Origin of the sequence: Paenibacillus phocaeensis (assembly GCF_900021165.1) — a bacterium.
GTDB lineage: Bacteria > Bacillota > Bacilli > Paenibacillales > Paenibacillaceae > Fontibacillus > Fontibacillus phocaensis.
Genome location: NZ_FCOQ01000009.1, coordinates 417,786 through 439,670 on the forward strand (window position 1 = coordinate 417,786; position 21,885 = coordinate 439,670).

Here is a 21,885-nt window from a genome sequence, read left to right on the forward strand (position 1 = left end):
CATAGCCGAAAGTCCAGCCCGGTAATTAATTTTCTCCGTATTCGTCTTGCAGATGGTTCAGCAGTTGCTCCACCGTCAATCCGTCTTTTTTGAAAATAATTTCCTCCACGCCTTTTAACAGATCGGCATGAAACGCTTTGGTTTGTTCCGGATAAGCAAACGGCATCCCGACTTTTTCCATATTGTCAAATACCGGTTTCAATTCCGGGTTTTGTTCCAGATATTTCGGAAGAAGCGCGGATACGGCCGGCGAGTAACCCACCGCATCGATCGCGTTGACTTGCGCTTCATCCCTTAGCGCATATTTAATGACCGACATCGCTTCTTCTTTATGCTTGCTGCCGGCCAGAATGGACAGGCCGTGGGAGTAAGCGCTTTGCGCTTCAACCGTGCCCTTCGGCATGGGCAAAGCGATCATTTCCATATCCGGATTGGCTTCTTTTAAGTGGCCGACATACCATGGGCCCGCCGTGGACATTGCGCCTTTCTCCTGGCTGAACACTTCGCCGTCCCATGGGGCTCCCACTTCGATCGGGGCAATAGCAACTTGATTTTTCAGGAACAAATCCACAAAGAATTGCACGCCGGCCACGTTTTCTTTGGAATTGATCGTTTTCCCGAACCCCCAATCTCCACCGAAAGCATGTACATATTGCGTGATATGGAAAGGATCGATGCTGCCGATAATTCCTTTGACATCGTTGGTGGTCATGGCTTTGGCCAGTTCGACCACCTCATCCATCGTTTCCGGATATTTCGTGATCCCCGATTGCTCGAACATGGCTTTGTTGATCGCGAGCATAGAGGTGGAGGAATCGTAAGGAATGCCGTACAGTTTATCGTCGTCCGTCCAGCCTTTGTATAGCGAAGCGGTAATCCGGTCCTTCTCGAACCCAACCTGGTCGATCAGCTCATCCAGCGGGGCTAAAACGCCTTTTTTGATATACTCGTAGTTTCCTTCATCAGACATGGCGATAATGTCGGGACCTACGCCAGCAGCAATGGCAGATGGAATCGCTTTCCAAAATTCATCGCTCGTAGGATACATTTGCATTTTGACTCTAATGTTTGGATATTCTTTTTCAATCCCGTCCACCATAAACTCAAAGTTCTTCTGCTCGGACGCATTGGCCCAATACGCCATCGTTACCTCGACGGTTTCCTTCTTTTCTTGCTTGGCTCCTTCGCCATTGCCTGAAGCGCTGTTGTTCGTGCTGCCGGCATTGGAACTCGATCCGCACCCTGCTGCGGCAAGCATCAGCAATAGGGAGCATAATAACAGGACTACGTTCTTTCTCATCTGTCACTACCCCTTTAATGAGTATGAATTTCACCTTGAAGCGGTGTTACCTTCATCTTAGCTGGGCGGAATAACGGGGCAAACAGAGGATATTTACATATCTCCGCGATTTTTTACTTTCCCAAGCAAGTTTTGCGATATTCATTTGGCGGGAGCCCGTATAGCTTCTTAAAGCAGATATAATAGTTATCAATACTATTAAATCCGACCTTTTCCGCAATCTCATAAGTTTTCAATTTCCCATCCTTCAATAATTCAAGCGATTGCTTGACGCGGTAGCGGTTGATGTAAGGAATCAGCATAGAGCCGGTCTCTTCCTTAAAAATACGACTCAAGTAGCTGTGATTCAGACCGACGTAATTTGCCAGTTCATCCAAGGTTAGATCATGCGCATAATTTTGGTGAATATAATGGATCACCCTTTTGATTTTGTAGTTCGTGGAAGCCCCGTCCGCACGGGTCTCCCGGAAGGCCTCCAGTTCCCGAACCAAGAGGAGGCGAAGCTCCTCCACCCGCTCCGCTGCCATAATATCCCGCATTCCTGCGGAGTCCTCCTCTCCGCTTCCTTCCTTCAGGAACGACTGGATCAGATAGTGCAGGTTTACGCAGAACTCCAAGGCTTCACGACGCCCGACACACCGCTTTCCCTTGATCTCGTCGAACAACCCATGAATAACAGTGATCGCCTCCGTTACGTTCTTTTCGGTTAAAGCCTTTTTGACGCCCTGCTCGGCCCGTAAGAACAGAGGCTTGGCATCATCCCCTTTTAGGGCACCGGGTTCGAAAGCTACCACATTGCCCCGATCCTCAAAAAACAGCATTTCCGAAGCTTCCCGCGCTTCATGATACGCCTTGGGGATTTCAAGCAGATCGGGATGGAGACCGCTGACGCTGAAACTGACTTGAATATTCAGAAATTGCTTTAGCGTCTTTTCGATTTTGCGGATCAATCTCCAGCGATCTTCCCATATCTCGTTCATACTTCGGGTTTCCGAATCGGATTTTAGGATGACGATTTCCTTCGGCCCCATTTGAAACAGTTCCAGTTCCTTGTACCGGTTCAGCACTTCATGTAGAATATTCAGGATCGAAAAGCCAAGCAGATGCTCCATGCCTTTCTTATAGCGCTCTTTTACTTTCTCGTACTGGTCGATACTCACCAGGATGCAGCATACATTCGGCTGCTTCAGATTCAGGCCGTACAACTTCTTCTTTTGTTCAATCTCCCATTGATGGCGAACGACCCCAATCGCCAGATCGCGCAAAAATAGAGTTTTTAATTCATTGCGGTTCTTCTCCATGTTTTGTTGAAAAGATGCAAGGTGATCCTCCTTTGGCCGGTGATGGAGCAGCTTCTGAACGCGAACCATAGCATCGAACACGGCCGCCCGGGTTAAATTGGGCTTATGAATGTAATCGCTGGCCCCCAGCCGCATGGCTTCCCTGACGTATTCAAACTCGTTATGGCTGCTGAGAATAATAACTTTGCCGGAATACTCCCTTTGCTGCAGCTCTCTCAGCACTTCAAGCCCATCCATCAACGGCATTCGGATATCCAGGAAGAGGACATCCGGACGGAGCTCATCGATTTTCTCCAACGCCTCCCGTCCATTCGAGGCCTCCCCAACCAGATAATAACCATGCTGCTCCCAGTCCAGAAAGGTCTTGAAATTCATCCGGATGAAAGACTCGTCATCCACAATCATGATTTTCATATCGCCGTTCCCTCCTCACGGGCTTGATTGAGTTCCGAATGGTGCAAGATCGCGGGGATTAGAATGCGCACCGTTGTTCCTTCATCCGGATGACTATGAATGGATACCCCATACCTCATGCCAAAATGAAGCTTCAATCTCCGGGACACATTCCCGATTCCGATCGAATTCATCGTCTGTTCATTGGACGTTTCCTGCTGCAGCAGCTCATTCAGCCGATCTGGCTCGATCCCGCATCCGTTGTCGGAGATGGTGAATCGGATATCGCTTTCCACAAGCTCCGCATGGATGTTCAGAACATATTGCCGGTCATCCCCGGCAAACGCATGAAATACCGCATTTTCCACAAACGGCTGTACCAAAAACTTCAGTGTCCTGTAGGGCAGGACTTCCGGCGCGACATCCATCTCAAAGTCAAACACATTATAGTAGCGCAGTTGGAGCAGTTCGAGATAACTCCGAATAAACGTCATTTCCTCCTCAATCGAGACAAATTCCCGGGTATTGCGCGTGGAAAAGGACAAAACCCGGATCATATCATCAATCGCATCCGTAATGTTGTCCGCCATCTGGGCCTGGGACATCCATTTAATGACCGAAAGCGTATTGTAGATGAAATGGGGATTAATTTGGTTTTGAAGCGCATTCATCTCCGCACTTCTTTTTTTCTTCTCCTCCAGTTTGATTTGTTCAATCAATTCCTTGATTTCGGCCGTCATCCGGTTAAACGAACGGGAGAGATGCCCCACTTCATCCAGACTGTCCTGCCGGGAAATCACATTAAAGTCGCCTTTCTCGACCTTGCGCATTAAGCGGTTCAACCTGCGGATCGGATTGGAAATACTGCCGGATACGAAGTACGCCGTTACGAATCCGAGTACAACGAGCAACCCTACCAGTAACATAGCAAAATTGCGAATCCGATTGATTTCGGCAAACAGCTTGTTGCGGTGAATAAGACTGTAAAACTCCCAGCCCGAAACACTCGATGTATGATGAACGACATAGTAATTGCGATTTCCCCGTTCAATTTCACCCATCAGTTGCTTGAGATCCGCCCCAATCATTCCCGGCGTCGCGCTGAACACCACCGTTCCTTGTTCATCCACGATAAATTGATTAACATCCCGCTTGTCCGTAAGTCCGCTAAACAGCTGTTCTAACTGCTCCACCCGGAAGTTAACCAGCAGCACCCCCAACTTCTGATAGTTGTTTGCATCCACCAGCACCCTGCCCACGGACAATACGGAACGGGGTTTGGCGTACATCTGCTTCTCCTCGTGCATGCCGATCAGAACCGGCTTCTCCGCATTGTCCAGAATCTTCCGGTACCAGGGTTCATTCACAGGACTGTATTTATAATTAAAAGTCGTATCATAGCCCCTTCGATAAATTAAAGTGCTGTTCACGGGATAGATTAAAATCGAATCGATGCTAGGATTAAACGTCATCAGATTCTTAAATACGCTGTCGCTAATATAGCGGTAGTCCATACTCTTCTCGAAGGTTTCATAAGGCACGGCGGAGTAATCCTTCGATAGAATTTCCATCAGCGTTTGGTCATAGAACGGCTGTTCCGACGATTTGATCATACCGCTGACGAAGGAATCCGCCGTGGAGACCATTTGCCGATTCGTCTCCTGAAAAGATTTGACGATACGGGATTCGAATATCGACATGGCATAGGTATAGAAGTAAATGCTGACCACCACTAGAGGGACAATCATGAGTATCGAATAGGTCAAAAACAGCTTCTGCCGAATGCTTCGATCCTGAAATCGCTTCCACATTAACGCATATCGACTCCTTTACGCGACAATCCATAAACTATGTAAGTTGAACGTTATAGACGGTCGGAAAGCAACGTTCAACTTACATAGCGGCTTCTGTTCTACTATCTTTCAAATTGCTTTCTTATTTTTTCAAGTGTAAGCAATCCGGTCTCTGCCACAATAAAATCAGCGGCCGATAGCGCATCCGCGTCTCCTACGCCTACGGCAAACATGCCGGCGCTTTGGATCGCCCGAATTCCCGCCTCCGCGTCCTCCACCCCAACGCAATAACGGGGATCCACCCCCATTTCCTCCGCCGCTTTCAAAAAAATATCGGGAGCGGGTTTACCGTGCGCCACGCTCGCCGGATCTACGATCACGTCAAAGTAAGACTCCACCTTTAACTGCCGCACGAGGGTTCTGGCGTTACGGCTTGCCGAGGCCAGTCCGCTTGGAATTCCCGCCTGCTTGAGATCGCGAAACAGGTCCAGGATGCCCGGCAAAATGTCCGATTCGTCTACCCGCTTAATCAGAAGTTGATAATTTTCATTTTTACGGGCGGCCCATTCCTGCTTCTGCTCCATCGTGTAAAATTTGCCCCCGTCGGGGAGTTGGCTCAGTATCTTCTCCAAGGAAGCCATGCGGTCAATTCCTTTCAATTGCTCGTTGAACTTCCGGTCAAATGGACAGCCAAGCTCATCGGCGAGAAGCTTCCAAGCTTCATAATGGTATTTTGCCGTATCTGTAATTACGCCGTCGAGATCAAAGATCATTGCCCGAATTTTCCGATGCTCTTTATTCATTCGCCGATCACCTCAAGTAGATTTACCACAATGGTATCCTTCAGCCTGTGGGTCTGACCGTAAATGGACAGACTCAACGGTTCCAAGCCTTGGGTCAGCCGCTGAATCGTCAGCTTGTCGCGGGTTACCTTCACCTGCAGACTTTCGCCCCGCCAGGAGAGCGGGAAGGATAAAGACTCCCAAGCCGGCGGAAGCTTCGGATTCAGGCGCAGCGTTCCCTCCCAGGATCGGACTCCGGCAAAGCCCATAATGACCGCCTTCCAAATCCCTCCGATCGACGCGGCGTGGATTCCCTCGTCGCTGCTGTGCATATTTGGCCCAAGGTCAATCCGGGCAGCCTTGGCGAACATTTGATACGCCAGCTCCACTTCATCGACATCGCAAGCCAGAATACTGTGCGTGGACAAGCTCAGCGAAGAGTCGTGCAGCGTTTTCGGCTCATAATAATGCCAATTGGCCGCCTTCGTTTCCGGGGAGAACCAGTCCTCAAGCAAATAGAACAAGACCAGAATATCCGCCTGCTTGGATACCTGAATATCGCTGAGCTGGGTCATGCTGTAGTCGGCCAGTATGGTCGCCACCTGCTCCTGCTTCCGGTATTTCTCCAAATCAATGACTTGTTTATGCAAGTATGTGTCGTCTTGCGGAATGAGAAGCGTCTCCGCATCCGGCTGCGGCAAATAGATAAGGTTAACGATTTTCTCCCACTCCTGCAATCTCGCGGGCAGATCGAAGCGGCCGTTTAGCGCAACATAAACCTCGCTTTGCGCTTGCATGAATTTGCGGGTACACTCGATCGCCTTTGTAATATTCCAGTAAGCCAAATAATTGGTGAATGCGTTATTGTTGACATGCTCCTTATATTCATCGGGGCCGATTACGTCACGGATATGATATTTTCGCTCCTCTTCATTCCACTCCAGCCGGCTTGCCCAGAATTCCGCCGTCTCCAAAATGATTTCATACCCGTAACGGTCCATAAATTCCTGATCACCGGTTGCTTGATAATAATGCCAGATGCCGTACGCCACATCCGCCGTAATGTGCTGCTCGATTTTCCCGGTCCAGATAAAGGTCGGCATCCCGGTCTCCACGTCAACGGGTCCCCACTCGGGTGTTTCCTCCTCGCCGGTTGCGGCGGACTCCCAAGGATACATCGCCCCGCGATATCCATTGTCCTTCGCCTTTTTTCTCGCGCCGTTCAAAGTGTGGTAGCGGTGCTCGGCCAAATTGCGGGCGACCTTCGGATCCGTATATATAAAATAAGGAAGAATGAAGATTTCCGTATCCCAAAACACATGCCCTTTGTACCCCTCCCCCGTTAACCCCTTGGCCCCCACGGAAAACCGGGGGTCATGAGCCGGCGTCATCAGGAGCAAATGATACTGGGCAAAACGGATCGCCAGTTGATCAAAAGGGTCTGCGCTCCGGATTTCAATCCGCGCCTTTGTCCATTGCCGCTCCCAGACCTCTCCACTTTCGGCGTAAAGCTGTTCAAAGCCTTTTTGTGCCGCTTCCGCAAGATGATTGCGGGCGATATCCGGCAAGGGGCGGAGATTTGCCGGCTGTTCTTCAGTCCACTCCGGATCGATGCTTGTATGAACCGTCGCCAGCTTCTCCAAGGCAATGCATTGACCGGATTCCGCTTTAACCGTATAAGTCAGCATGACTTTTCGCCGTTCCATGGACGGAACGGGGAATGAAGTCAGGCGGGCTCCATCCCGGGTCAATCGGTGATGACAGGTATGCACAAAATCTATCCCGGACTCTGTGGTAGTGGCCGTAAGCTGGAGCATCTCGCGATCAAAAATGCGCCGTTCCCCTTCCAGAAAGTGCTGTGCGCCCGAATTGGTCATTTGCCCGTTAATTCCCGACCGAATCTTAATATCCGCCTCCCGATTCAACGGGGTGATCTCCATTCGCATCCCGATCAAATGACGATCCTTCATCGAAACGAAGCGGCGAAACACGAATTCGTACCTGACACCCGCTTCGTCCTCCCAGAGGATTTCACGCCGGAGTTCCCCTTGCCGCAGGTCCAATTCCCTGCGATAACGGTGAATCGTGCCTCTCTCCAAATGAAACTGGACGCCGTTCAGGGAGATGTCCAGCTGCACCATATCCGCCGCATTCGGCAGTTCTGTAACCTCCCGATGGGCAAATCGGTTAAAAGTGCCCGCAATCAATAAATTCCGCCGCTCCCCGGGATAGGCCTCTTCCGTGGCAGCTCTAAGCCCGAGATAGCCATTCCCTTGGCACATGATCGTCTCAAACTTTGCCAGAAATCTGGGATCAAAGGCGTTCTCCGCGATCACCCAGCCTTCACTCCCGCACGCGCTCCCTCCATATTCAATCATGCTTACTTCTCCTCTCCGGTCAAATTCGGTTATCCTTTTAATCCCGTCGTTGCAATTCCCTGCACCATATGACGCTGAAAGAACAGGAACACAATAATAATCGGCACGGTTAACAGCACTACCCCGGTCATGGTCAGGTTCGGCCATTCGAAATACCGGTTCTTCAGCGTGTTCAGCCCCACGGTCAAGACATACCAGCGGCTATCGTTCACCAGAGTTACCGGCCAGACGAAGGAGTTCCAGGTTCCGGTGAAACTGAAGATGATCTGCGTGCCGATCGCTCCTTTGGACAGGGGCAGCATAATGCGGGTGAAAATACCGATTTTGTTCAAGCCATCTACCTCTGCCGCTTCTTCCAGCTCCCTTGGAACCGTCATAAAAAACTGGCGCATCAGAAAAACGAGGAAGCCTTGGAACAAGAAGGGGACGATGAGTCCCTGATAGCTGTTCAGCCATTTCAAATCCACAATCATGGAGAAAATCGGAATGATCATGACCTGGTACGGAACCATCATCATCCCGATCACCAGGAAGAACACGACGCCTCTGCCCCGATAGTTCAAGCGGGCTAAGGAGTAAGCGGCCATCGTGTTGACGATCAGGTTCCCGACCAGAATGCCCAAGGTTACGATGATTGAGTTTTTATACCAGATGAGAACGTCGGAATTCACGAAAATATCCTGATAGTTTTCAAACGTCCACCGCCCCGGAAGGACCAGATGGCCGATATCCGCTTTGGACAATAGAGACGTATAGATGGCATAACCAAAAGGCACGATGAAGAAAATGGAAAACGTGCACAGCAACAAATAACGCAAGACATGAACTTTCCGGCTGTCCGCCACTCAAATCTCCTCCCGAACAAAGCGTTTTTGCAGCATCGACAACACGATGATGATCGCGAAAATAATAAAGGCCGCCGCACTCCCGTAACCTGAGCGATTGAAGTTGAACGCCTGACTGTAGAAATAAGTCACGATCGTGCTGGTTGCCCCGGCCGGACTGCCAAGCGATCCGTTTCTCGCCAAGGCATAAGGCTGGTCGAACAACTGCATGACATTGATAATGCCCGACATCAGAACCAGAAAAGTCACCGGCTTCAGCATCGGCACCGTAAGTCTCCAGAATTGCTGCCATCCATTGGCGCCATCCACGCGCCCCGCTTCGTAAATATCATTCGGAATCGTTTGCAGTCCCCCCAAGTACACCACCATATAGAAACCTACGTAAGTCCAAATCGTTAAAATCATCAGGAAAGGCAACGCATAGGTCACGTTGGCGTACCACGAAACATCGGGAAATCCAAACCAAGTCAACAGCCTGGTGGCAATGCCTTCATGCTGCATAAACAAATACATAAACACCGTCGTCACCGCAATCGTCGAAGTGATATACGGCATGTAATACAGTGTTCGGAACATCCCTTTCAAATGGAGCACCTTGTTAAGGTTCACGGCAATCACTAGGGCGATGATCGCTTGCAGCGGAACCGCGACAACGGTCAAAGTCATGGAATGGCCAAAGGCCGTCCAAAAGTCCGCATCTTTTATAATTTCCGCGTAATTGCCCAAACCAACGAATTGCGTTGCCTCCGGATTCAGGAAACTGATGTCCTGCAAACTGTAAATAAAGGACTGCGCCAATGGGTAATAAAACCAGATGCCCATCAAGATCAAGATGGGGGCGACAAACAAATAGCCTACAAACGTCGATGAATTTCCCAATCCGGCCACTTTGGAGGCAAATCCCCGATGGGGCCGTTTCAGGGAACGCTGCGTTTTTAAATTCGGCGTCATGGTGTAGCTCCTTCCGCTTTTACGAATCCCTTGTTCGTATAATGTAGTATGACTTCGAGCCCCATTTCAGAGGAATCGAAGCTTCCACTTCATCATAATAAGAGGAGGGGGCTCGTTAAACAGAGGATATTTACAAGACTCCGAGGATTTTTACCTCATCCCTTCAAAAGGGGAACCTGACAGGCTGACGATTCGGTGCCGCGGGACGTTAGCTCCAATTTTTGCAGCAAAAGGACGGGGAAGTTACGGACAGCGTTGAGTTTGTAGCCTTTAAGGAATAGAACAAAAAGCAGCCCATCCTCGGGTGAGGATAGGCTGCTTTTGCCGTTTTGATTTTATTTTCCTGTCCATTCTGTAGCTTCTCCGCAGATGCGGAGAGAGCCCTTCCGATGAGAGCAGCCTTTTAAGGCTTGTATTCAAAATCGGGAATGGAATGCCATCTCTTTCGCAACTCGTGTGCCGCGGATTTCGGCTTGCGGTCGCGGGTGAATATCCCTTTCTTGTTGCCCTGAACCCGAATAATAGTTTGGCTCGTATGGAAATCGGCAAAATTCCAGACATGTTCCCCAACGAAATTCGCGCATTCGTCGAACACTTCATGATTCGCCCGCAAAAACTCGACCTGGAATTCTTCGGTGAACATAACGGGATCGACATCGTGAAATCCGGCGATCGTATCCGCACCGTATTCCGTCATGAGGATCGGCTTGTCCGGGCAGCGTCTTTGCCAACCTGCGAATTCCTGGCGGAGCTTGGCTTTGGCCAGGTCCCACTCCCCGCCTTCCACATACCAGCCGTAATAGCGATTTAAGCACAGCACATCTGCCAAGTCCGACACTTTGCAGTGCTCGGGGCTTCCTTCCTGCAAGGTCACTACGGTGACGGGGCGCTGCTGCGGATCGCATTCCTTCGCCAGCCGGAACAGCGGTTCGAAATATTCATACGCCCCGTCCTCCGCCGTTTCCGGTTCGTTGGCAATCGACCACATGACGACGCAGGCGTGGTTCTTATCCCTCGCGATCAATTCACGGATCGCCTGTCGGTGCGCCTCGTGGGTTCTAATCTCCTTCCACGTGTTCCGCTTCGGGCCGTTCGAGTGAATCGCCATAAAGTTCAAATGCAGCCCGACGGCCGCCACCTCGTCGATAACGACAATCCCTTCCCGATCGGCCAACCGCATGAGCTCCTCCGAATACGGATAGTGAGACGTTCGGAACGAATTGGCGCCGATCCATCTCATCAAGCGAAAATCCATCACATTGGCCGCTTCATTGAACCCTCTGCCGTGAATCGGAGAATCCTCATGCTTGCCGAATCCTTTGAAATAGAACGGTTTGCCATTGATCAGGAACTTACCCTGTTTGACCTCCACGGTGCGGATTCCGAAGGGCTGTTCGTATTCGTCGATCGTCTCGCCGTTTTGCAGCAGCTCGATTTTCATCGTATACAAGTAAGCGTGGAGCGGCTCCCAGAGCTTCGCTTCCGCGATGATCAGCCTTCCTTGCGCCCCTTCTCCTACCGCGACAACGGCTCCGTCCTCATCCAAGATACTGACCTTTGTTTCGGCCGTCCCGCCGCCGATGTCCGCCTTATAATTCACCGCGGCGGAACCGTCCGGCTGTAAGTCGGATACGATTTCAACATCCTGGACATAGATCCAGGGCGTCGTATAAATTTTCACCGGCCGATGAAGTCCCGCGTAATTAAAGAAATCGAAATTCGGGCGATTGCGGGCGATTTTGCCACGACCTTCCACCTCTTGCTCCATATAGTTGCCGACGGGCAGCGTCGATTCATCCAGCACGTTATGGACCGCAACGGTAAGCCGGTTTTTCCCCGCGATTAAAAGTCCGTTGATTTCCGCCTCGAATGGCGTAAAACCGCCGACATGCCGGGCCGCCAGCTGCCCGTTGACGTACACCTTGGCTTCATGCGTTGCCGAACCGAAGCGGAGAACGATGCGCTCGGAAGCAAGCGTGCTCGGAACGGCGAATTCCCGCTCGTACCAAACCCAGCCCACATGATTTCGAATTTCCGCGTTCACGCCCGCCTCGTTGTAAGAAGCAGGGACCGCCATCGGGATCGTCTCGGAGAGCGGCCGGTCATGCCATTTCTCAGCGAATCCGTTACCTGAATCAAGTTTAAAGTTCCATATTCCGTTTAAGTCGATCACGGTCCGGGAAGCCGTCACGATCGGGTAAAGCATTGGAATCCCTCCTATTTGGAATCGATGATTTTCTGAATGCGTTCCTGAGCGTTTTTAACCGTCGTATCGAGGTCCTGGGCCGACAGCATCATCGCATCGAATTCCTCCACGAATACTTTTTCCAGCTCCGCATGGAACGGTACGGCGACCGCCGGCGTCGTTTGCTTCGTGTTTTCAAGAACGTAGAGCAAGGAATCCTTGTCAATCATTTCCGGGGTTTGGGTACCGGCAATAAGCTTATCGACGACTTCGTTCATATCCGCTTTCTTCCAGGAAGGAAAGTACTTCCCTTGCAGCGCGATTCCCTCCGTTGTATACCAACGGATAAACGTGTACGCTTCCTCTTTGTGCTTCGATTTGCTGTAGATTCCCAGAACATCGCCGCTGACATTGCCCGAAATCGGATCTTCCTTGTTCACTTTTGGAATTGGAGCAAAAACGGTTTTAAACGCAGCCGGTACTTGCTCCGTCCCCCCGGCTTCCGGAACCAGAAACGTAGCCATCGAAAGCATACTGGTTTCCTGATTGAAATATTGCGGGCGATAGTTCAATTTTTGGCTGACAACTTCGGCATACGGCGTCACGGAGCCTTCCTTCTCCCCTTGCAATCGAAGCTCCAACGATTTGCGAACGTACGGCGTATCCGCGTTCGCTTTCGTTCCGTCATCCGTCGTCAAGTTCGCTCCGACAGCTTGGTTCATATTCTGCACAAAGAACGCCATCGTGGCCCAGCTATGGAAATAAGTCCCGTATCTTGTTTTGCTGCCTTCGGTTTTCGTCATCGCCTTGGCATACTGCATGAACTCATCCCAGGTCCAGTCCTTCGGCAGCTCCAGCCCCGCCTCTTTGAGATGGTTCTCATTGATGAAAACCAGGGGCAGGGAAGATTTGCCCGGCAGCCCGTAGGTTTTCCCCGCAATTCTGGTATCTACCGTATACTCGTCCGCCAAAACGACGCCTTCTTTCTCCATATAGCCGTCGATCGGCTCCAACATGCCAAGTTCCATACGTTGGCTGAGGAAGTTCATGTTGCTGAACATCATCACGTCCAAGTCCTCCCCGGAGGCGGCCGCGAGATCGAGCTTCTTATAATATTCGTTGGAATTGTTGTCCTCTGCGGAGACGAACTCCACTTTAATATTCGGATATTTCTTTTCAAACTCCGCGATGGCAACATCCCAGTTATCGGTCTTTTTCGGATACCAGGTATGCAGCTTAATGGTTACGCTGCCGTCGCTCGACGAGCCGCCGTTTGACCCGCTTCCCTGAGCCTGATTCCCCCCCGAACCTGAAGCACATCCCGAAACGATAAGCGTAAGGATTGCCGACGCGGCGATCAAACGAGTCCATTTTCTCTTCAACATGCGAATTCCCCCTTGATTAATTGAAATTTCATGATCCAAAGATGACTTCTTGATTTCCTCTTTATCCCTTGACACTTCCCGAGGCCACCCCTTCAATGACTTGTTTCTGGCCTGCGATGAAGATGATCAACAATGGCAAGATTGCGGACACGGCGCCCGCCATCATGAGCGAATAATATTCGCCGTTGAAATCGGCAAATTTACGGATCCCGAGCTGTAGGGTAAACAAGGCATCGGTACGCAAGAAGATGAGCGGGTTCTGATAGTCGTTCCAAGTCCATATGAAACGGAGAATCATATAAGTTGCAAGCGCGGGTTTGACCAGCGGCAGCCCGATCCGGAAAAAGATTCGCCAATGATTCGCCCCGTCGATTCTTGCGGATTCGATAATTTCGTTATGGACTCCCATGAAAAATTGCCGCAGCAAAAACGTGCCCAGCACTCCCGAAGCCCCCAGCAGCACGAGGCCAAGGTGATTATCGAACAACCCGAGCCAGCGAAACATAATAAACTGTGGCACGAGAATCGCTTGATACGGAATCATGTAGGTGGCCAGCACCAGCATAAACACCACATCCCGGCCTTTGAAATTCACCTTGGAGAATCCGTAGGCCGCCATGGCAGAGATGATCAAAGATAATGCGGTCGTCAACAAGGTCACTTTGATGCTGTTCAGATAATATAGCCCGAACGGGATGCTTCCCAGCCAGACCTGGCTGTAGTTCTCGATGATTTTCCATGTGCTCGGGATCCATTGGATCGGGTAGGTCATCACTTCAAGCTCCGGCTTGAACGATGCCGACAACATCCACAGGAACGGCAAAATAAAGAAGATCCCCGCAATGCCCATCCCCATCGTGATGATGACCCGTTTTAGACGTAGGGTTCTCATATTTAACGGCCTCCTAGTAATTGACCCACTTCTTCTGTCCAATCCATTGGACCAAAGTGATGAACAGGATCAGAATCCACAGAACGATCCCCATGGCGGACGCATAGCCGGAATTCAGATTGACGAAAGCGGCTTCATACAAGTAGAACACGATGACCGAGGTCGAACCTGCCGGCCCGCCGTTCGTCAACACCATAATCAGGTCAAACACCTTAAAGGATCCCACGACCCCCGTAATCAGCAGGAAAAAGGTCGTCGGCGACAGCATGGGCAACGTAATGCGGAAAAATTGGCGGATCGGCGAAGCGCCGTCCACGTCGGCCGCCTCATAAAGATCTTTCGGGATCCCTTGCAACCCGGCCAGATAAATGATCATGTTAAATCCCAGCGAAGTCCAAACCATAATGATCATGACCGCCAGCAGCGCATAATTCGGATCCGCCAGCCACATCGGCGGGTGCTCGACACCGATCGACCGCAGAAAACCGTTAATCGGACCGCTGTTCGGATGGAACAGCACTCTCCAGAGCAAAGCAATCGCCACAATGCTGGAAATAAACGGCATGAAATAGATCACTTTGAACAAACTTTTGAAATACGTTCCCGTGTTGATCAACGCAGCCAACACCATCGCAAGGAACATCGACACCGGAACAACTGCGATTAGAACGAGGTTATTGCGCAAGGAACGATGAAACGCTTCGTCTCGAAACAGATCCATGTAGTTGTCCCAACCGACGAATTTCAACCCGTCAATCCCCGCAATGAAGTTCCAGTCTGAGAAGCTGATCACCCCCGACAGCACAATCGGAATAACAACCAACGTCATCGTCAAAGCCAGCATCGGTAAAACAAACAGATATCCGGTAACGGTTTCATAAAACGCCTGCTTCCGAATCACCTCATCACCTCATTCGTGTTCTCTGTGTCTCCCTCATTATAGGGGAGCCCCTCCCCGGCTCACATGGAACGATTTTTTCTAATTTGAAAAAAAATTTGCGATATTTTTTCCCGCTTAGAAAAAAATGTTGAATGAAACCTTCCGAGGAATGCTTTAATATTTCCTTATAATGCAATCGTCGAGGTGATGGACAACCCATGAGAATCCGCCTTAACTTCAAGCATGTGTCCCTGCGCAAGAAACTGATTCTTACTTCAATCGCTTGCCTTGTGCTGCCTGCGATCGGTATGCTTTACACGACCAGCGTGTATTCCAAAATCATCATCCGAGAGCATACGCTCGGAAAAGCGAAGCAGTCGCTTATGATTGTACAGTCTCAAATGGAAGCCATCTTGGAGGAAATCGTTTCGATATCGAATTTCGTCCAATTCGACCCGGAAATTAAAACTCTCTTGGAAGAGGCGAAGGAAAGTCCGGTGGCCGCGAGGCAACTGACGACCCGGTTGGAGCAAATCACCGGGGAGAAGCAGGACCTGCGTTTGACCTTGCTGACGAGGGACGGCCGGGCGTATTCCGATTATTCGTTCTATGACTTTGAACCGCAGCTTTTTTTCCGGCAGGACTGGTTTACACGCGCGGAGCACCTGACGGCTTACGAGACGTTGTTCTTGGGCGGACTCGATAACTATCTACCTCCGTTGTACCCTAAACAACAGTATGTATATCTGACTGCGCGAGCCTTGACCGAGACCGTCAATAAACCGCCGTTTGCTTATCTCATAGTCAGCCGTACAGAAGACACCATCCGCGAGCTATTTGCCGGCATGGAGGAGGACGTATTCCTGCTGGACGAAAACAACAAGATCCTCTCGAATCGCAACCCCGGTTTGATCGGAAGCCAGTTTGAGAGCGTTCTGCCGCTGGAGGTCCCTGCTGCGCCGGAGATCATCCAAACGGACGGGGAGAATCGGCTGTTTCTGTCACTCCCGCTGCGTTTTGCGGGATGGAAGCTGGTGAGCGTAGCTCCATACGAGCAGCTTACGGGAAAATTGAACGGGATGTATCGAACGATGCTGATCCTGCAAGCCATGTTCGCCATCGGCTTCTTACTCGCCCTCACCTATTTATTGCGACACTTCACCAAGCCGGTTGTGGCGCTCGGAGAAACGGCGAAGAAAGTGGAGTCCGGAGATTTGAGCGTACGTTCCAACATTCGCGGACCGGATGAAATCGGCCAGCTTGGCCGTTCGTTTGACTTTATGCTCGATCGCATTCAGCAGATTTTGGCACAGGTGAAGATGGAGCAGGAATTGAAGCGGCAAGCGGAAATGGCGATGCTGCAGGCGCAAGTTCATCCGCATTTTCTATTTAACGTCCTGAACTCGATCCGCTTAAAATTGTTGATGAAAGGCGATGAAGAAACCGCCATCGTCGTCGGTTCGCTATCTTCGCTGCTGCGGACCAGCTTATCCAAACAGGATGAAATTGCCCTTCTCTATGCCGAGATTGAAACGGCAAAACAATACACGGACTTAATGAAATTCACCACGCGCTTTCCGATCGAGACCCGTTGGGAAATTCAGGCGGACCCGTTTGCCGCCAGCGTTCCCCGCTTTATTTTACAGCCGATTATTGAAAACGCTTATAAACACGGCTTTTCCCGAAGCGGCGGGAGAATCCTGGTCAAGGTACTAAGAACCGGATCCTCTTTAAAAATAACGGTTGAAGATGACGGCCAGGGAATGACTCCCGAGACGCTTGAGAACATAAAAAAACACCTGAACTACCAAAAGCGGGAGCTCATCGAGCAAATGGCCGTGGGCGAACGGATCCCACCAACCGGAATCGGGCTATTTAATGTTTACAGCCGTTTGAAACTGCTGTACGGGGAGCAGTTTGATATGGACATTCAAAGCGAATACGGCCGGCACACCCGCGTGGAGCTCCTGTTGCCGCTCGAGATACGCAAGGAGGAGGATCCTCATGTTTAAAGTTCTCATCGCCGACGATCATTACACGGTATTGGAATTTTTAAGTGCCGGCATTCCCTGGCCGAAGCTGGGCCTGGAGTTGGCCGCCGTTTGTTCCGATGGCGGCGAAGCCTGGGAGGCTTGTCAGATCCATCGTCCCGACATTCTCGTAACGGATATCGGAATGCCCGTGATGGACGGATTGGAATTAATCGGCAAAGCGCGCGCGGTCAACCCCCGGCTGAAGACGGTGATCTTGTCGTGCCACGAGGATTTTCACTATGCGCAGGCAGCGGTCAAGCTTAATGTGTACGATTATATATTGAAGGAAAGTCTTCAGATCGACCAGATTGCTTCCGTACTGAGCCGGTTATCGAACCAATTGATCGAAGAGGACAAGCTGGAAACCGACCGAAATCAACTCCAAAACGTCATTCAACAAAATCTTTCCGCAATCCGGTCCCGGTTTATCCGCAAGTTTCTGGAACAACCGGTTTGGAACGAAACGGAATGGGAGAACGAATTTCAAAATTTCGGAATCCTTCTCCGGGGCGGCATTCCTTATCTTCCGGTTGCGGCTTGGCCGGAACGAGCCGCCGAATTGGAGACTCGTTTTGGCGGAGCGGTCAATATGCAGTTTGTTATCGATAACGCCTTGCAGGAGCTGGTGTGCTTGGGGGATCGCTTTATATTTGCCCTGAACGAACAGCAATACCTGTTGTTGATCCCCTTTCCAGCTACGTTAAAACGAAACCTTTACGAAGACGTTCGGGAGGAATTGCTTCGCGTTCAACAGCAGATGTATCAACATCTGCGCGTCTGTATTTCGTTTGTCTACGGTGAAGTCAGCCGCGATTTGCTCCAACTGAAGAAGGAAATTCAACGGTTGCTTGACGCCAAAACGTTCCGTTTCTATGCGGGCGAACGGATCTATGCGAAAATACGGTCCGTGGAGACGACGAAAGAGGATCTCTTCCTGCATTATTCCAAAGCCTTGCAAGAGCTGAAAGATTGCATTTTTTCCGGGGATCAAGACCGGATTTCGCTGGCTGTAAAGGCATGGAAGCAGGTTATCGAAAGCAGGGTGTATCCGGTCGAAGCCGTGAAGAGCTGGGTGCTGAAATTAACCATGGAGCTCCAACTCAAGTATACCGTGATGCAAAATTTCGTCACAAATTTCGACACCGAAATGTTGCAGCGGAAGATCGCTTCGATCGAAACACTGGACTATCTGCTGACATGGCTTGAGGCATTTCTTGTAAAGAAATCGGGGGAGATTCAATCCCTGCGAGAGCAAACCGTGCGTCGGGAAATTGCCGAGGCGCAGCGGTACGTCCAAATCCATACCGGCAAGAAGATCGCGATGGAAGAAATGGCGCATCGCTTAAATTTAAATCCGTCTCATTTCAGCCGGATTTTCAAACAGGAAACCGGGGAAACTTTCGTTGAATTCGTCACCCGCACGAAAATGGAAAGGGCCCAGGAGTTGTTAAATCAGTCCGATATGAATATTGCGGAAATTTCCGAGCAGCTCGGATATGAGCATACGAGCTATTTTATCAAGCTGTTCCGGAATTACACCGGCATGTCGCCGAACGAATTCCGGAGATCGAATTAAATCGATGTTACTGCCGGCGTTCGGCAGCCCGATCTTGCGCGCGCGATTCCTATCGGTTATGGGGAAGTTAGGATCGTTTGCTGCAAAATCCGATGAAGAACCGTCTTATAAAGAGTAGGAAGAAAAAAGGAGCTGATTTTGTTGAAACACCGCAAGGCGCTTTTATTCGCAACTCTACTCTATACCGGTTTGGTTCTTTATTGTATGTTTTTCGCGTTCGATCGGGCCAGTTCCGATGCGGCGAGCTACACTTTTATTTTTGAGCTCGAAAATTTCTTGAAACTGCCGAATCCGTCAGATTTTCTACACCCTACCTTGATGGATCTTGTGGGTATTGGAAATACCGCAGCATTCATCCCTTTCGGGATCCTGGTTCCCTTGCTCTATCCGGTTAGATTCGTTCGATTCCTTGCCGGATTTATCCTGTCGATTCTCGTGATCGAAACCATACAGGCGTTGACTTTGCTTGGCAGCTTCGATATTAATGATGTCTTGCAAAATTCATCGGGCGCGGCGATCGGTTTCGGGGCTTACGCATTGGGCCGCCGGGCAACCAGCCTGTGGCGGAAAATTGCCGTAATGGGCCTTTCCACCGTTATCCTCCTCATCGGCGTGTGGGGAATCGGCAGCGCCATCGATCCGATTTTCACCAAACATCAAGGCCCGTTTGTGGCATTGAACGATATGGACGACAACCTCGGCCAGACGCCGAAGAGTACAATACCCTATCATTTTCAAATCGGCGATCAAGAGATTACGCCTCAATTCAATGTATACAGCGCCGAAGGAGAAGAAGCGAAAACCTATACCTATAAGTTGAAGAAGAAGGAGCTTTATTTTTCCATGTATTATGGAATTCCCGATCAAGGCGATTTTAAGGGAAGTGTAAGCGTCGCGGTAGACGGCCAGCAAATCCTGTCCGACTCCGCAGAAATTCAAGGCCATGCGCCGAATCATTTCGAATGGGTTTTCGAACAGGCCGACGAGCTTAAGATCACAGTGAAGGGAAATGAGAAGGTGTGGGACATCGGCTATAATGAGATGAAGTATCTCTGGCAATAAGAGCAAAGAAATGGGAGGTGGCTTCATCATGAAAATTCTTATCGCGTCAAGCTGCATGGCTGAATCAGGTATTATCGTTCTGAGCCTTGACTAGGCGGAGGTGAGCGAGCGCAGGGTCTGGGCATCGGAGATATTCTGCTGTATGAAAAAAAGCGAGAATGGAAGGCACGGTTGCCAATGCAGCAGGTAACCGGGCGTTTTTCTCGCTTTTTCCTATTTGAAGTTCAGTCCGTCGTGGGCGACCCGCTCACGACGGATTTGCTTATGGTTATTTCGTCATTGGACTTGCTTTTTTACCCATAATATAAATTCCAATCCAGGCTAACATTAATAATATCTGAGCCAGAACGACCAGCCACAATACTTCCGTGTAACCTCCTATAAGGCAAAATATAGTATTAACTAGAGGGAACCCCAAGAAAGTAAACAGGATAGGAAAATCTTTTTGGGGAGTGATTGAATAAATAACCTTCCGATCCCAGAACTTTATAAAAGCGAGTGCTAAAATTCCTGTTGTAATTACAGAAAGGGCAATCAACATCACCCATTGCATATTAGAAGTTCTGGCGAAGAACGGCCCCATATAATTAAAGAAGTTAGATAAAGGTGAGAACATACAAGCTAAGGACACAATTGCGGCTAGCAACGGATAGATATAACCGATTAATTTACTGTATCCTTTCTTTTTGTGCCACCATTCACCAATTAGAATAAAGGTAGTCCAATATCCCGCTATATAAATCCATCCTGTAAAATTCATCACGGGTTCCCCATATATTTGAGGTTCACCGGCTAGAGGATAATAAGTCCATCTTGCCATGACTCCATCCATGGTCTGAAATATTTGTTTAACGGCCACCGGGTCCAATGAAAAGTCAAAAACCATAGCGCTTAATCCCGTAATAAAAGGTTTGGTCCAGGACGGTATATTTACAGACTTTAGAGCACGCAAAGTTGAATAAATGATCAGAAATTCAATAATAGGAACCGTAATAGGGATATTAAATAACATTAAAATACTCCGCCCATATGCGTAGAAACCTTCCCCAAGAGATGATGCAGTAATTTCAAATACGGCTGCGTAAAAAAACACAAAACCTATAAATTGCATTAGAACCGTTTTAGGATGCTCTTCCTTATCAAGGATATAGAATACCATTAGAATAGCAGCAATTATGACTATAATATCTTGAATAATCCATACAGGCACTACCGTTATATCACCCATATTTTACCTCCATCTGAGTTGAATTTGAATTGAACGTTCAAATAAATTATAATTTCACTGTGTTAGTAAAACAACAGGTAGTTCGATATCATTATGTTCGTTAACTTACAAGCTGTATAAGATTTGTTCGTTTATGATGTGGAGGGAGGATATTATGGCAGACAAAAAAACAGATCATAGAGTGAGATATACCAAAATGGTTATCAAAGAAAGCTTGTTGAAGCTTCTGACGGAACGGTCTATCAATAAAGTTACAGTGACCGATATTTGCAGAGAAGCGAATATTAATCGCAACACTTTTTATTCACACTATGCTAACCAGTTTGAGCTGCTTTCAACGATTGAAAATGATCTTTACGAAGAAATTAAGCAAGTTGTGATCAATTCTTCAAACCTTAAAACTCCTGAAAAGCTCTCTTATGAATTATGTAAGTATATAAAAGCGAATAAAACGATATGTGAGGTTTTGTTCTCGGAGCATGGCGATAAAGCATTATTAGAACGAATCCTTTATATCAGCCACGATTTAACTATTGAGAGATGGAAGCAGGAATTAAAATATTTTGATCAACCCTTATTTGAGTCCTGGTATACGTTTACCGCTCATGGCAGCATCGCGATTATTAAGAAGTGGGTGAATAGTGGTCTGAAGGAAAGCCCCAGTAAAATTGCGGATTTTATTGAAAAGGCCACGAAATCCGTATCTAAAGCTTTTTATTCTGAGGAATCGTAGGATTTCTCCGCTCTTCACCAATCGGCCCGACCAGCTTCTATGAGGCAGAGGGGGTAGGAAAACCACAACAGCGGCAGAACAAGACTTATTTATCAAGTCTTGTTCTGCCGCTGCTTCATTAATCCATTTAAAACTTTTCTTTACTTAGCTGGCTAACATCCGTATAAT

16 protein-coding genes are annotated in these 21,885 nt (G+C 49.2%); 4 read left to right on the forward strand and 12 right to left on the reverse strand.

The genetic code is table 11. The features are described 5' to 3' along the window. Nucleotides 1–25 precede the first annotated feature (25 nt). The 11 genes from BN3795_RS04970 to BN3795_RS05020 form a co-directional block, all read right to left on the reverse strand. The gene (locus BN3795_RS04970; protein WP_068783605.1) at nt 26–1,300 is read right to left on the reverse strand and encodes an ABC transporter substrate-binding protein; all 1,275 of its coding nucleotides are present in this window, start codon (nt 1,298–1,300) and stop codon (nt 26–28) included. Nucleotides 1,301–1,413: 113 nt separating this feature from the next. Beyond that, the gene (locus tag BN3795_RS04975; protein ID WP_068783606.1) at nt 1,414–3,015 is read right to left on the reverse strand and encodes a response regulator transcription factor; all 1,602 of its coding nucleotides are present in this window, start codon (nt 3,013–3,015) and stop codon (nt 1,414–1,416) included. After that, a complete protein-coding gene (locus BN3795_RS04980) occupies nt 3,012–4,805 on the reverse strand; it encodes a sensor histidine kinase (RefSeq protein ID WP_068783607.1) in 1,794 nt (597 codons plus the stop codon). The genes BN3795_RS04975 and BN3795_RS04980 overlap by 4 nt, the downstream gene beginning before the upstream one ends. A gap of 104 nt (nt 4,806–4,909) precedes the next feature. Further along, the gene (gene pgmB / locus BN3795_RS04985; protein ID WP_068783608.1) at nt 4,910–5,590 is read right to left on the reverse strand and encodes a beta-phosphoglucomutase; all 681 of its coding nucleotides are present in this window, start codon (nt 5,588–5,590) and stop codon (nt 4,910–4,912) included. Next, nucleotides 5,587–7,947 (reverse strand): glycoside hydrolase family 65 protein, encoded by a 2,361-nt coding sequence (locus tag BN3795_RS04990; RefSeq protein ID WP_068783609.1) that lies wholly within the window; start codon nt 7,945–7,947, stop codon nt 5,587–5,589. Before BN3795_RS04990 ends, pgmB begins: the two co-directional genes overlap by 4 nt. Before the next feature lie 29 nt (nt 7,948–7,976). After that, the gene (locus BN3795_RS04995) at nt 7,977–8,792 is read right to left on the reverse strand and encodes a carbohydrate ABC transporter permease (protein ID WP_068783610.1); all 816 of its coding nucleotides are present in this window, start codon (nt 8,790–8,792) and stop codon (nt 7,977–7,979) included. Beyond that, nucleotides 8,793–9,743 (reverse strand): carbohydrate ABC transporter permease, encoded by a 951-nt coding sequence (locus tag BN3795_RS05000; protein WP_068783611.1) that lies wholly within the window; start codon nt 9,741–9,743, stop codon nt 8,793–8,795. A gap of 403 nt (nt 9,744–10,146) precedes the next feature. Continuing rightward, nucleotides 10,147–11,949, reverse strand: coding sequence for a beta-glucuronidase (gene uidA / locus BN3795_RS05005; RefSeq protein ID WP_068783612.1), 1,803 nt, complete (start codon nt 11,947–11,949; stop codon nt 10,147–10,149). 11 nt (nt 11,950–11,960) lie between these two features. Next, on the reverse strand, nt 11,961–13,313 hold the full coding sequence (locus tag BN3795_RS05010) for an ABC transporter substrate-binding protein (protein WP_068783613.1): 1,353 nt from the start codon (nt 13,311–13,313) through the stop codon (nt 11,961–11,963). Between the two features lie 61 nt (nt 13,314–13,374). Further along, nucleotides 13,375–14,205: a carbohydrate ABC transporter permease gene (locus tag BN3795_RS05015; protein WP_068783614.1), complete on the reverse strand. Its 831-nt coding sequence runs from the start codon at nt 14,203–14,205 to the stop codon at nt 13,375–13,377. Between the two features lie 13 nt (nt 14,206–14,218). Beyond that, nucleotides 14,219–15,106 carry a carbohydrate ABC transporter permease gene (locus BN3795_RS05020; RefSeq protein WP_068783615.1) on the reverse strand — a complete coding sequence of 296 codons (888 nt, stop codon included), beginning with the start codon at nt 15,104–15,106 and terminating at the stop codon, nt 14,219–14,221. 197 nt (nt 15,107–15,303) lie between these two features. Between BN3795_RS05020 and BN3795_RS05025 the strand changes: the two genes are divergently transcribed. From BN3795_RS05025 to BN3795_RS05035, 3 genes are all read left to right on the forward strand, one after another. After that, nucleotides 15,304–17,097: a sensor histidine kinase gene (locus BN3795_RS05025; protein WP_068783616.1), complete on the forward strand. Its 1,794-nt coding sequence runs from the start codon at nt 15,304–15,306 to the stop codon at nt 17,095–17,097. Continuing rightward, nucleotides 17,090–18,694, forward strand: coding sequence for a response regulator transcription factor (locus BN3795_RS05030; RefSeq protein ID WP_068783617.1), 1,605 nt, complete (start codon nt 17,090–17,092; stop codon nt 18,692–18,694). The genes BN3795_RS05025 and BN3795_RS05030 overlap by 8 nt, the downstream gene beginning before the upstream one ends. Nucleotides 18,695–18,835: 141 nt before the next feature. Next, a complete protein-coding gene (locus BN3795_RS05035) occupies nt 18,836–19,756 on the forward strand; it encodes a VanZ family protein (protein WP_332835585.1) in 921 nt (306 codons plus the stop codon). A gap of 268 nt (nt 19,757–20,024) precedes the next feature. Here the strand turns inward: BN3795_RS05035 and BN3795_RS05040 are convergent, their stop codons facing one another. Beyond that, nucleotides 20,025–20,984, reverse strand: coding sequence for a carotenoid biosynthesis protein (locus tag BN3795_RS05040; protein ID WP_068783619.1), 960 nt, complete (start codon nt 20,982–20,984; stop codon nt 20,025–20,027). A 154-nt stretch (nt 20,985–21,138) separates the two neighbouring features. On the opposite strand from BN3795_RS05040, the gene BN3795_RS05045 reads away from it, so the two are divergent. Beyond that, on the forward strand, nt 21,139–21,717 hold the full coding sequence (locus BN3795_RS05045) for a TetR/AcrR family transcriptional regulator (RefSeq protein WP_198524649.1): 579 nt from the start codon (nt 21,139–21,141) through the stop codon (nt 21,715–21,717). Nucleotides 21,718–21,885: the final 168 nt, after the last annotated feature.

Coding starts and splice junctions, on each gene's coding strand:
- BN3795_RS05000 (WP_068783611.1), bottom strand. CDS start 9,743: ATGACGCCGAATTTAAAAACGCAGCGTTCCCTGAAACGGCCCCATCGG.
- BN3795_RS05045 (WP_198524649.1), top strand. CDS start 21,139: ATGGCAGACAAAAAAACAGATCATAGAGTGAGATATACCAAAATGGTT.
- BN3795_RS04980 (WP_068783607.1), bottom strand. CDS start 4,805: ATGTGGAAGCGATTTCAGGATCGAAGCATTCGGCAGAAGCTGTTTTTG.
- uidA (WP_068783612.1), bottom strand. CDS start 11,949: ATGCTTTACCCGATCGTGACGGCTTCCCGGACCGTGATCGACTTAAAC.
- BN3795_RS05015 (WP_068783614.1), bottom strand. CDS start 14,205: ATGAGAACCCTACGTCTAAAACGGGTCATCATCACGATGGGGATGGGC.
- BN3795_RS05030 (WP_068783617.1), top strand. CDS start 17,090: ATGTTTAAAGTTCTCATCGCCGACGATCATTACACGGTATTGGAATTT.
- BN3795_RS04990 (WP_068783609.1), bottom strand. CDS start 7,947: ATGATTGAATATGGAGGGAGCGCGTGCGGGAGTGAAGGCTGGGTGATC.
- BN3795_RS04970 (WP_068783605.1), bottom strand. CDS start 1,300: ATGAGAAAGAACGTAGTCCTGTTATTATGCTCCCTATTGCTGATGCTT.
- BN3795_RS05010 (WP_068783613.1), bottom strand. CDS start 13,313: ATGTTGAAGAGAAAATGGACTCGTTTGATCGCCGCGTCGGCAATCCTT.
- BN3795_RS05025 (WP_068783616.1), top strand. CDS start 15,304: ATGAGAATCCGCCTTAACTTCAAGCATGTGTCCCTGCGCAAGAAACTG.
- BN3795_RS05040 (WP_068783619.1), bottom strand. CDS start 20,984: ATGGGTGATATAACGGTAGTGCCTGTATGGATTATTCAAGATATTATA.
- BN3795_RS04975 (WP_068783606.1), bottom strand. CDS start 3,015: ATGAAAATCATGATTGTGGATGACGAGTCTTTCATCCGGATGAATTTC.
- pgmB (WP_068783608.1), bottom strand. CDS start 5,590: ATGAATAAAGAGCATCGGAAAATTCGGGCAATGATCTTTGATCTCGAC.